We start from the raw sequence: 11,966 nt of genomic DNA, 5'->3' as shown, positions 1-11,966 counted from the left end.
AGATAAAATGGAAACAAAAACAATGTCCTTCCGTGACACCATTATCCTTGCTATGTCTGAGGAAATGCGTCGCGATGAAAATGTATTCTTGATGGGAGAAGACGTCGGTGTCTTCGGAGGAGACTTCGGAACTTCTGTTGGAATGCTCGAAGAATTTGGTCCAGAACGTATCCGTGACTGTCCGATTTCTGAAGCTGCCATCTCTGGAGCAGCAGCAGGAGCAGCCATGACAGGACTTCGCCCAATCGTTGATATGACCTTTATGGATTTCTCGGTTATAGCCATGGACAATATCGTTAACCAAGCTGCCAAAACACGTTATATGTTTGGTGGTAAAGGTCAAGTTCCAATGACTGTCCGCTGTGCAGCTGGTAACGGGGTCGGTTCTGCAGCTCAGCACTCGCAATCACTAGAGTCTTGGTTTACTCACATTCCTGGACTTAAGGTTGTAGCACCAGGTACACCTGCTGACATGAAAGGACTGCTAAAATCTTCTATCCGTGATAATAACCCTGTTATCATTCTTGAGTACAAGTCAGAATTTAACCAAAAAGGGGAAGTGCCAGTTGATCCAGACTACACAATCCCACTTGGAGTTGGCGAAATTAAACGCGAAGGAACGGATGTAACAGTTGTTACTTACGGTAAAATGCTTCGCCGTGTGGTTCAAGCAGCTGAAGAATTGGCAGAAGAAGGAATTTCGGTTGAGATTGTGGACCCACGTACCCTTGTACCGCTTGATAAGGATATCATCATTAACTCAGTTAAGAAGACTGGAAAGGTCGTTCTGGTCAACGATGCCCACAAAACAAGTGGCTATATCGGCGAGATTTCAGCAATTATTTCAGAATCAGAAGCATTTGACTATCTAGATGCACCAATCCGCCGTTGCGCCGGAGAAGATGTGCCAATGCCTTACGCACAAAACCTAGAAAATGCAATGATTCCAACCGTTGAAAGCATCAAAGATGCAATCCGAAAAACTTATAACAAAGAATAATCTTGCATAAATTAAATTATGTAAAATTTTAGAGGTTTTTAACTTTAGTAACTTGAGATATGTTTTGTATCTAACTTATTTGTAAAGTTGTGACAGTTTTTTGACGAATCAATAATATTCGATAAAAAACTTAGTAAGTCTACTAGGTTAGTCGCCTAATAGCGACAACCGTAGTAACTTGAGACATGTTTCGTGTCCAAGTTACTTGTAGAGTTAAACTCGGGCTAAAAGCTCGGAAAAAAGATAAATCTCCTTGGCTTCATCGAAGCCAGCGTCGATTTCCTATTTTTCAGTCGCTTTTGACGCCCTTTATATCATGTAATTGAATTCGGACGGAGGTCTGTGAAAAAAAGATAGATTTCCTTGTGTTCATCGAACACATCGTCAATCTCCTATTTTTTCATTGCCCTCTTCGTCCTTAATATCTTAGTATAGAATTGGAGAGGTCATGGCTGATGACAAGCTAAGAGCGACTCCTGCGGCTAGAAAGTTAGCGGATGATCTAGGGATCAATCTCTACGACGTTTCTGGCTCAGGTGCAAACGGTCGTGTCCACAAAGAAGACGTGGAAACTTATAAAGACACAAACGTGGTTCGCATTTCGCCACTTGCAAAACGAATTGCCCTTGAACATAACATTGCTTGGCAGGAAATCCAAGGAACGGGTCATCGTGGTAAGATCATGAAGAAGGACGTTTTGGCCTTACTTCCTGAAAATATCGAAAACGATACTATCAAGTCTCCTGCTCAGATTGAAAAAGTGGAAGAAGTTCCAGACAATATCACTCCTTATGGTGAGATTGAGCGTATTCCAATGACACCAATGCGTAAGGTTATAGCTCAACGTATGGTTGAATCCTACCTAACTGCGCCAACCTTCACGCTCAACTACGATGTCGATATGTCAGAAATGTTGGCTCTTCGTAAGAAGGTTCTTGAGCCGATTATGGAAGCAACTGGTAAGAAGACTACTGTAACAGACCTTCTTTCACTCGCTGTTGTAAAAACATTGATGAAACACCCTTACATCAACGCTTCATTGACAGAAGATGGCAAGACCATTATCACTCATAACTATGTCAACCTTGCGATGGCAGTTGGTATGGATAATGGATTGATGACACCTGTTGTCTATAATGCTGAAAAAATGAGCTTGTCAGAGTTGGTCGTAGCCTTTAAGGATGTGATTGGTCGTACCTTGGATGGTAAATTGGCTCCAAGCGAACTGCAAAATTCAACCTTCACAATCAGTAACTTGGGAATGTTTGGTGTTCAGTCCTTCGGTCCGATTATTAACCAACCAAACTCAGCTATCCTAGGGGTTAGCTCAACAGTTGAGAAACCTGTAGTTGTCAATGGTGAGATTGTCATTCGCCCTATCATGAGCCTAGGGTTAACTATTGACCACCGTGTCGTAGATGGTATGGCTGGTGCTAAGTTTATGAAAGACTTGAAAGCCTTAATTGAGAACCCAATCTCAATGTTGGTTTAATAATACAGTATTTATTTTTAGAGATATAGATAAAGGAAGTAAGACATGGCCTTAGAAGTAATTATGCCAAAAGCCGGCGTGGATATGACAGAAGGACAAATCGTCCAATGGAATAAGAAAGTCGGAGAATTTGTAAAAGAAGGAGAAATCCTTTTGGAAATCATGACTGACAAAGTCAGCATGGAATTGGAAGCCGAAGAAGATGGATACTTGATTGCCATCCTCAAAGGAGATGGTGAAACTGTTCCAGTAACTGAAGTTATCGGTTACCTTGGAGAAGAAGGGGAAAATATCCCAACAACTGGAGCGGCTGCGCCAGAATCAAAACCTGCACCTGCAGCTAGTGCTTCAAACGACGATGGTAAGAGCGATGATGCCTTTGATATCGTTGTGATTGGTGGGGGTCCTGCTGGTTATGTTGCAGCGATTAAAGCAGCCCAACTTGGTGGTAAAGTTGCCCTTGTTGAGAAATCTGAACTCGGTGGAACCTGCTTGAACCGTGGCTGTATCCCAACTAAGACCTACCTTCACAACGCTGAAATCATCGAAAATATCGGTCATGCAGCAAATCGTGGTATCGTCATCGAAAATCCAAACTTCACTGTAGATATGGATAAACTTTTAGAAACTAAATCTAAAGTTGTCAATACCTTGGTAGGTGGTGTTGCGGGTCTTCTTCGTAGCTACGGAGTTACTGTTCATAAGGGTGTTGGTACGATTACTAAGGATAAGAATGTCTTGGTAAATGGTTCAGAATTGCTTGAAACCAAGAAAATTATCCTTGCTGGTGGTTCAAAAGTCAGCAAGATTAACGTCCCTGGTATGGAATCTCCACTTGTGATGACCAGCGATGATATTCTTGAAATGAACGAAGTTCCAGAAAGCCTCGTAATCATCGGTGGTGGAGTTGTCGGTATCGAACTCGGCCAAGCCTTCATGACATTTGGTTCAAAAGTAACTGTTATCGAAATGATGGACCGTATCGTTCCTGCTATGGATGCGGAAGTGTCTAAGAACCTTCGTTTGATCCTTGAGCGCAAAGGTATGACCATCTTAACTGGTACAAAATTGCAAGAAATCATCGAGGAAAATGGTCAACTTCGTATCAAGGTTGAAGGTAAAGACGATATCATTGCAAGCAAAGCCCTTCTTTCAATCGGTCGTGTGCCAGACCTTGAAGGTATTGGCGATGTTGAGTTTGAATTGGATCGTGGACGCATCAAGGTCAACGAATATATGGAAACTTCTGTTCCTGGAATCTACGCACCAGGTGATATCAATGGTACCAAGATGTTGGCACACGCGGCCTTCCGTATGGGTGAAGTAGCAGCTGAAAATGCTCTTAAAGGAAATCATGCTGTTGCTAAATTGAACTTGACTCCTGCAGCTATCTATACTCTTCCTGAAGTAGCAGCAGTAGGTCTAACTGAAGAACAAGCTCGTGAGAAATACGATGTAGCCATTGGTAAATTCAACTTTGCAGCTAACGGACGTGCTATTGCATCGGATGCTGCTCAAGGTTTCGTAAAAGTTATCGCTGATAAGAAATATGGAGAAATCCTTGGTGTTCATATTATTGGTCCTGCAGCCGCAGAATTGATCAACGAAGCGTCAAGCATTATCGAAATGGAAATCACTGTTGAGGAAATGCTGAAGACTATCCACGGACACCCAACCTACTCTGAAGTGATGTACGAAGCATTTGCGGATGTTCTAGGAATGGCCATCCATTCACCTAAGAAAAAATAAAACGAAGATAGACTAGACTGGAAGATTATTTCCAGTCTCTATCGTATAAAGGGATATCATGAAATATATTATCAATCATTCAAACGACACTGCTTTTAATATCGCCTTGGAAGAATATGCCTTTAAACACCTACTAGATGAGGATCAAATCTTCCTACTTTGGATTAACAAACCTTCTATCATTGTTGGTCGTCACCAGAACACTATCGAAGAAATTAACCGTGATTATGTTCGAGAAAATGGCATTGAGGTAGTCCGTCGTATCAGTGGTGGTGGAGCTGTTTATCACGATTTAAACAACCTCAACTACACCATCATTTCAAAAGAAGACGAAAACAAGGCCTTTGACTTCAAGAGCTTCTCAACTCCAGTTATCAATACCTTGGCTCAACTAGGCGTTAAAGCTGAGTTCACAGGCCGTAATGACCTTGAGATTGATGGCAAGAAATTCTGTGGCAATGCCCAAGCTTATATCAATGGACGTATTATGCACCATGGTTGCTTGCTCTTTGACGTTGATTTGTCAGTCCTTGCTAACGCCCTCAAGGTTTCAAAAGACAAATTTGAATCAAAAGGTGTGAAATCCGTTCGTGCCCGTGTAACCAATATTGTCAATGAATTACCTGAAAAAATCACAGTTGAAGAATTCCGCGATTTGCTATTGGAATATATGAAAAAAGAGTACCCAGAGATGACTGAATATGTTTTTTCTGAGCAAGAATTAGCGGAAATCAATCGTATCAAGGATACCAAGTTCGGTACTTGGGACTGGAACTACGGTAAATCACCTGAATTTAACGTCCGTCGTGGAACAAAATTCACTAGTGGTAAGGTTGAAGTTTTTGCCAACGTCATTGAATCAAAAATTCAAGATATCAAGATCTATGGTGACTTCTTTGGTATCGAAGATGTTGCAGCTGTAGAAGATGTCCTCCGAGGTGTTAAATACGAACGCGAAGATGTCCTTAAGGCCTTAGAAACTATTGACATCACACGCTATTTTGCTGGTATCAGTCGTGAAGAAATCGCTGAAGCAGTAGTGGGATAAAAAGAGAAGGAGTTGGTTATATGACCAGCTTCTTTTTATGAGTTACATTTTACATAAATAATTTTATGTATTCTACAAACTATCTAGAGCATTCTTTTGTTCATCATTGACGATATGGGTATAGAGGTCAGTGACTTGTGTGCTAGCATGACCTAACTGATGGCTGACCAAAACTTGCGATTTAGTAGCATCATAGAGCCTAGTAGCCAGGGTATGGCGAAGTTTGTGGGGAGTTACACGGACTTTGAAGTCCTCAGAGTACTTAGCAACCATCTTTTCAACACTAGAAGCATCAATACGATTGGGAACGCCACGATATAAGGTGAGAAATAGTGCTGTATCGGTCTTTTCCGTCTTATAGCGTTGATTTCGAATGGCGAGATAATTCTCTAGGTAAGGCTTAGCAAAGGCTGCGACATTGACAGAATCACGTTTGCCCCCTTTTCGAGTGACATCAATAACCATCATTTTGAGATTAAGGTCTCTTAGATCCAGATTAACAGCTTCAGATAAGCGGACACCAGACGCCAAGAGAAGGGCAATAATGGCTAAATCACGTTCTTTATTTTTATTGAATGACGAGAGTGCACGATTTGAGAGCTGTTGTGGGTACTCTTGGTCGATATAAGTCAAAAAACCTTCTGTCTCATCACCTAGAAAGAGTTTTTGCTTAATGTTTTCAGCTCTAGCAGCCAGTGTTTCTTTCTTTTTCTTGGTTGAAACTTTCTTCATTACATTACGATAGAAATAAGGCTCCCCCTGGTCGTTTTCAACCTCCTCGGTTAGATACTTGTAAAGACTGGAAAGTGCTGACAAGGTCCGATTGATGGTCGTCTGAGAGACACCTTGCTTGGTTGTATTAGCGTTCAGCAAAGGTCGTTCACGCAGATATAGAATAAAGGACTCCATGTCTTTTTTAGACATATTTTCCAAGACTGATAAAGGAATGTCAGACATTTTATCAGCGTTTGAAATACCAGACTCCAAAACCCAGCTGAAAAATCGATCGTATTCCTTGAGGTATTCGTACAAGGTTGTAAAACTGTAGGGAACAGCAAGCTTAGATTGGTAGTATTCCAGAACATACCAGGGCATGATTTGTTTTAGTTTGTCGATTCGCTCTAGTAAAATCTCACGTTTCATGTATTTTCTCCATATATAAGTCTACTAGTAGTATAGCATAGACTTATATATTTTTCAAGAAAATTATAGTTTTTCGGAAAGATGTTGTAGAGATTATAAAAAAGAAGAAATCTGAAGAGCTATAACTAAAAATTTTTTTGGAACAAAAATCGTTTAAAAATGTACCTTATCAAAGTGAAAACTGGAAATTTTCAAATGTGTATTTTAGTGAAAATGTACTTTACTAAAATTTAAAACCTTGTTAAATCAAGTTTCTTAGGCTTACAAGGGGTTTTAAAACGCGGGGTGTTTTTGTACATTTGGATCAAAAAATGTACTTTATCTTGCTTTAAAATAAAGTACATCTCGATTATAAAGTACATTTTTCAAATAGTGTACTTTACTCCTTTAACTTAGTCGTATCAAGGGTTTATCTACTGTTTAGGAAAAAGTACAAAAATTTTTAGAGTTAATTATTATCAATTATATATTCGAATTTAATTGCAGTTATATCCAAATTCACGAGTTTGAAGAGCAATTTTCCACCAAGACTCACGACTAGTTACTGTATTTCCGATATCTTTACGATCATTTGGAAGAACTTCTAACAGTGTATAAGTAAAGTTTTCCTCAAAATAACTTGCACCCTCTTTTTCAAAAAGTTCTTTTAAAGCTTTATTGCCTCCATGATAAGTTTCAACATATTCAGCCCAACGTCCCCAAAGTTTTTGTTTCCCGTAAGCAGAACCAACATATAGTTTTCCAGTCTTTGTATCTGTTTGTAGATAAATAGCGTTCAAATGAGACAAAGCTGTTTTCCATGTAGGGTTTTGATTTTTAATAATACTTTTCAACTCTTGGTAAGTTAAACGAACATTTCGATAATCTTGAAATTCAACACTTGAAATTTCGCGCTCTAAAATAGAGTGTAGTGTAAAACCTTTTGCCGTTGCCGATTCTAAACCAATTCGCATATGTTGCGAACCGTCAGGACGTTCAAACTTAACAATTAAACGACCTTTTAGCTTGCTGTGTTCAGGAGCTAAATCTAACTTGTAATAAGTTGTTACACGATCCTCATATTCTTTTTGATAGGTTCCCTTTTGAGAATAAGCTCCGACAAAAAGCCACAACTTATTAACTTCGTCATATGGAATGAGGTGAATAGTGTAAGGACGGTCCATTACATAATTCCAGTGAGCTGTTTTAGTTTTACGTAAAGTGTCATGATGATATCCCATTTCTTCCAATAATTTTGGCTGATTATTAATATAAAGACTTTTTGTATCAATTCCAAATTGATCGATTTTATCTAATTTAACATAAAAGTCCTCAGGGGCTTGAATGTTTAAAATTTCTTGCAATACTACTGTTTCCATTTTTAAATTTCTTTCAATTTGTAGTGAACTACTTACTTTCTAAATCTTGCGATTAAAACTGTTGTGTGCTCACTCACTAGCTATACAAAATAGCTTATTTGTCCTTCTGTATTTATTAATTATTGACGCATATCCGCCAATTCATAAAATCTCCCAATCCATCCTTGACTAGAAAATATCATTTCACATAATTATTATTACGTACCTACAACAACAAATCTTTGACTTTTCCAATTTCACTTTTTGGAATCACTAGGTGAATCATATCACCCAGATACATTCTGGTTGATCCGTTAACTGTTTGGCTTTTGCCATTATGGACTTGGGTGGTGATGAGTACGTTATGTGGCAAATTGAGCTCGTGAACCTGTTTTCCAGCGATCTTATCTGATACAGGAATTTCAATGAGGGTGACTTCTCCTTCATCTGTCGCTTCTTCTGGCAGCATTTTTCCCAGCATGGCTTCATAGACTGGAGCACCCTTGAGTAGATCCATGACGATGTAAGCCACCAAGGTCACTAAGCCAAGTGGCATGAGGTTGCGAATGTCCCCTACCATCTCAGTAACAAGTATCATAGCGGTTAAGGGAGCCTTGGAAATCGCTCCAAAATATCCACTCATTCCTAGAATGACAAATATAGGGAATTGCTCCTGACTGACAAGTCCAAAATTCACACAAATGACACCGACTAGGGCACCAAGTAAGGAACCAAGTGCCAAAATGGGTAGGAAAATTCCTCCTGGGAGGCCGCTCCCATAACTAATCATGCTCCAAACAAAGCGAATCAAAAAGTAAGCTAATAGAACTTGAAAACTAAAATTTTGCTCAGTCAAAGAAAGAACGACCTGATTTCCACCACCAAGGATTTGTGGCAAGAAAATCCCGACTGGTATGATAAGGATAAAGGCTAGGATAGGATAATAAGCTTTATCCAAATGGATTTTTTGACCAATCCAGTCATAAATTCGACCAACATTGAGTACAGCTTTCTCATAGAGAAAACCAGAAAGCCCGAGAAAAACTCCCATAAGGAGGTAAATCCAATACTGGTCTAGAGTCATGAGAGGAATGTTGTCTGGCATATCCAGTACGGGTGTTAGGCCAAATATGAGCAAAGAAACAAAGTTTGCTACGAGACTGGCTGCTAGAGTTGAGACCCAGAAAAAGCGTGAAAAATGGTGATAGACTTCTTCTACAACAAAGAGGAGGCCTGCAATCGGTGCATTAAAGGCTGCGGCTAAACCTGCAGCAGCTCCACTAGCAATCAGGGAACGTTCTTCAACTGGACTAGATTTTAGCCACTTGGCAATACCTTTACCACCAACAGCTCCAAGTTGAATACTTGGCCCTTCTCGTCCCAGCATAAGTCCACTGGCAATTGCAAGAATACCTAAAATATATTTTTTCCAGAGAATGCCCCACCAGTTAAGAGTCATCAGTCCCTTTAGTTCGGCTTCGACTTGAGGAATTCCTGAACCCTTGATGTCTTTTTCTGATCGAGTTAATTTCGCACTGAGCCAGCTAACAATTAAATAAAATAGACCAATGATAAAAAGATTGCGCACCAGGTGCGCTTGATCTTGATAGAGTCCTTGTATCAGGTGGAAGCCTTTTTCGATTGAAAACCGAAAGGATCCGACGATTAGTCCGACGACGAGACCGACAATGACCCCTCGTCCAACTTGGGATAATATTGTGCTTGAGGCGAAGGCAAATTCCTTCTTGGAGCGGAGTATTTCTGACTGTTCCTCCATAATCATTCATTCCTTCTAACTTAAACTTTCTTTCTCTTCTGCAACCAATGATTTAACGGGTTCAAAACTGGTTCGGTGAATTGGGGTGACACCTAGTTTCTTGAGTCCGTCTAGATGTTTAGCTGTTCCATATCCTGCATTAGCCGTGAAATCATAGCCGGGATATTGATTATCATAGTCCTTCATAATATTATCCCGTGTCACCTTGGCCACTATAGATGCAGCTGCGATTGAGAGGGAGTTGGCATCTCCTTTGATAATGGAGGTTTGTGAAATTGGTAACTCCAGTTTCATGGCATCTATCAAGAGGTGCTTAGGTTGTGGGCTGAGCTGGGAGATTGCTTCTATCATGGCCAGTTTGGTCGCTTCATAGATATTGACTTGGTCAATGATGTGATTATCCTTGATACCAATACCTATTGCCAAGGCTTGGTCTTGAACAGCTTGATAAATTTCCAGATGTTTCTTTTTAGGGATCTTCTTGCTGTCGTTGAGGCCTCTAATCTTACAATTTTTCGGCAAGATAACGGCTGCAGAGACTACAGGTCCAGCCAGTGGACCACGGCCGACCTCATCAACACCTGCTATTAAGGTCACTCCTTGCTTATAAAGTTCTTTTTCATAGGAAAGCATGGATTCCAAACGAAGGTTTTCATCCAGTTCTGCCTGAATAGCTTTTTTTCGCTTGCAGATTTCCTTTTGAACTCCAGAACGAGGATCTTTTTCGAATTCCAGAAAAAGAGGATTGTCTAATTCTTTAACACTAGCAAGAAGTTCTTTGATTTCTTTAATCGTCGTCATCGATGTCGTCCAATGTATCTAAGGTGTAGTTACCGAGTTTTCCATCACGGACTTCCTTGACGAAGAGGCTGTAAAAGCGGTCGTAGTCGTCTCGGAAACCAAGGGCACGTGTCATATCCATGATGATAACAGGTGCTTCTTCTTCAATTTTCATTTGTTTGAAGCGTTCAGCTAGCTTTTCTGGATAATGTTCTTTGAAATAATTGAGACCAAAAATGGTTACTTCATCCATAGGGAGTAACTGGTCTTTTATAGCTCCTGTCAAGGCTAGTTTCAGCGCAACAGTTTCATCTTCAAACTTAGGCCAGAGAATCCCCGGTGTATCCAAGATTTCCAGATCTTTATTGGTTTTGAGCCATTGTTGCCCCTTGGTAACACCTGGTTTATTGCCGACAACTGCGATTTTCTTACCAGCCAAGCGGTTCATCAGAGTTGATTTACCAGCGTTTGGAATTCCGATAATCATGGTCCGCAAGGTTTCGATCTTGATACCGCGTTCTTTCTGGCGTGCAATCTTATCAGCCATGAGCTTTTTAGCAGCATCTGTCACAACTTTCACAGTTACTTGCTCTTTGGAGTTGATAGCCAGAGTTTGAATTCCCTGTGATTCAAAATACTGACGCCATTCTTTGGTCATTGCCGGGTCTGCTAGGTCCGCCTTGTTCAAAATCAAGAGTTTAGGTTTATCACCCACAATCTTGGTTAACATAGGATTTTGACTAGATAAAGGTAGCCGAGCATCCACCAAAATTGTCACAAAATCAACAAACTTAAGATTCTCCTGAACTTGCCGCCGAGCCTTAGACATGTGGCCCGGAAACCATTGAATAGTAGCCATAATATTTTCCCCTTCCGACTAAAAAAAACGTAGTAAAAACGTTTTCTTTCTTACTACCTATTCTATCATAAATTAGGAACTTTTGCACAGGCTTTGACCACAATAAATGACAAATAGTATAGGTGCGAAACATCCTTGATGCCAGTCAGGATTTACTTGACTTTTTTTGCCAGCAGGTATATACTTGGTATATACAATTTTGTGGAGGTAGAGCAATGAATACAGTAAAGACTCGGAAGGTAGGGAATTCTCTCACTGTGACTATTCCTAAAAATTTGGGGATGACAGAAGGTCAAGAAATGGTTGTCTACAAAGGGATTGACGGAGTCATTGTCTTAGCTCCAAAACTGAAAGATCCTTTTGATGGGATTACTGATTTGAGAATGACAAATGATTTTGAAGGGGTAAGGTCACTTGATAGCGAAATCTGAGTATATTCCTGAAAAGCAGGATATCATTTGGCTGGATTTTGATCCATCAGTCGGTCGAGAAATTCAGAAAAGGCGACCTGCCTTGGTAGTTTCTAGGAGAGAATATGCCTTGCAAACTGGTTTTGTGGCTGTCTGTCCTATCACTCATGGCCAACATCGTTTGGCTGAAAAAGGCTTGCTCGTTCCTGTCTCGTCGGACAAGGTAGATGGCGCTGTCAATCCATTTCAACTGTATACCTTTGATTTTCGGATGCGTAATGCTCAAAAAATAACAAGAATGGACACACAATGTTTTCAGAAAGTCGTCCAACTTTACCAGTACATCTTTGGAGATACTTAAATCCTACCCT

The 11,966-nt window shown here is 40.2% G+C and carries 11 protein-coding genes; 6 read left to right on the top strand and 5 right to left on the bottom strand.

Annotated elements, in window-relative coordinates:
- The first annotated feature begins 7 nt into the window (after nucleotides 1-7).
- The 4 genes from FOA33_RS04580 (at nucleotide 8) to FOA33_RS04565 (ending at nucleotide 5,289) form a co-directional block, all read left to right on the top strand.
- Nucleotides 8-1,000, top strand: coding sequence for an alpha-ketoacid dehydrogenase subunit beta (locus tag FOA33_RS04580; RefSeq protein ID WP_033681771.1), 993 nt, complete (start codon nucleotides 8-10; stop codon nucleotides 998-1,000).
- Between the two features lie 448 nt (nucleotides 1,001-1,448).
- Nucleotides 1,449-2,492 carry a dihydrolipoamide acetyltransferase gene (locus FOA33_RS04575; RefSeq protein ID WP_007516686.1) on the top strand — a complete coding sequence of 348 codons (1,044 nt, stop codon included), beginning with the start codon at nucleotides 1,449-1,451 and terminating at the stop codon, nucleotides 2,490-2,492.
- Nucleotides 2,493-2,537: 45 nt separating this feature from the next.
- Nucleotides 2,538-4,241: a dihydrolipoyl dehydrogenase gene (gene lpdA / locus FOA33_RS04570; protein ID WP_247917762.1), complete on the top strand. Its 1,704-nt coding sequence runs from the start codon at nucleotides 2,538-2,540 to the stop codon at nucleotides 4,239-4,241.
- Between the two features lie 58 nt (nucleotides 4,242-4,299).
- Nucleotides 4,300-5,289: a lipoate--protein ligase gene (locus FOA33_RS04565; protein WP_000874002.1), complete on the top strand. Its 990-nt coding sequence runs from the start codon at nucleotides 4,300-4,302 to the stop codon at nucleotides 5,287-5,289.
- A 72-nt stretch (nucleotides 5,290-5,361) separates the two neighbouring features.
- On the opposite strand, the gene xerS is transcribed toward FOA33_RS04565, so the two are convergent.
- The 5 genes from xerS to ylqF form a co-directional block, all read right to left on the bottom strand.
- The gene (gene xerS / locus FOA33_RS04560; RefSeq protein ID WP_049491412.1) at nucleotides 5,362-6,432 is read right to left on the bottom strand and encodes a tyrosine recombinase XerS; all 1,071 of its coding nucleotides are present in this window, start codon (nucleotides 6,430-6,432) and stop codon (nucleotides 5,362-5,364) included.
- A gap of 476 nt (nucleotides 6,433-6,908) precedes the next feature.
- Complete coding sequence (locus FOA33_RS04555; RefSeq protein ID WP_221160788.1) at nucleotides 6,909-7,790, bottom strand: GIY-YIG nuclease family protein; 882 nt, start codon at nucleotides 7,788-7,790, stop codon at nucleotides 6,909-6,911.
- Between the two features lie 205 nt (nucleotides 7,791-7,995).
- Nucleotides 7,996-9,546: a ClC family H(+)/Cl(-) exchange transporter gene (locus tag FOA33_RS04550; RefSeq protein WP_221161283.1), complete on the bottom strand. Its 1,551-nt coding sequence runs from the start codon at nucleotides 9,544-9,546 to the stop codon at nucleotides 7,996-7,998.
- 15 nt (nucleotides 9,547-9,561) lie between these two features.
- On the bottom strand, nucleotides 9,562-10,347 hold the full coding sequence (locus tag FOA33_RS04545; RefSeq protein ID WP_221160787.1) for a ribonuclease HII: 786 nt from the start codon (nucleotides 10,345-10,347) through the stop codon (nucleotides 9,562-9,564).
- Nucleotides 10,334-11,185, bottom strand: a complete 852-nt coding sequence (ylqF, locus tag FOA33_RS04540) for a ribosome biogenesis GTPase YlqF (protein WP_221160786.1) — start codon at nucleotides 11,183-11,185, stop codon at nucleotides 10,334-10,336. The genes FOA33_RS04545 and ylqF overlap by 14 nt, the downstream gene beginning before the upstream one ends.
- A 215-nt stretch (nucleotides 11,186-11,400) precedes the next feature.
- Between ylqF and mazE the strand changes: the two genes are divergently transcribed.
- Both mazE and FOA33_RS04530 read left to right on the top strand, forming a co-directional pair.
- A complete protein-coding gene (mazE, locus tag FOA33_RS04535; RefSeq protein WP_001098942.1) occupies nucleotides 11,401-11,616 on the top strand; it encodes a type II toxin-antitoxin system PemI/MazE family antitoxin in 216 nt (71 codons plus the stop codon).
- A complete protein-coding gene (locus FOA33_RS04530; RefSeq protein ID WP_084851236.1) occupies nucleotides 11,600-11,956 on the top strand; it encodes a type II toxin-antitoxin system PemK/MazF family toxin in 357 nt (118 codons plus the stop codon). Before mazE ends, FOA33_RS04530 begins: the two co-directional genes overlap by 17 nt.
- The last annotated feature ends 10 nt before the right edge of the window (nucleotides 11,957-11,966 follow it).

Source organism: Streptococcus cristatus, from assembly GCF_019685515.1.
Lineage (GTDB): Bacteria > Bacillota > Bacilli > Lactobacillales > Streptococcaceae > Streptococcus.
Note: the sequence above shows the minus strand (reverse complement) of the source record. Positions and strands in the feature narration are given on the sequence as shown.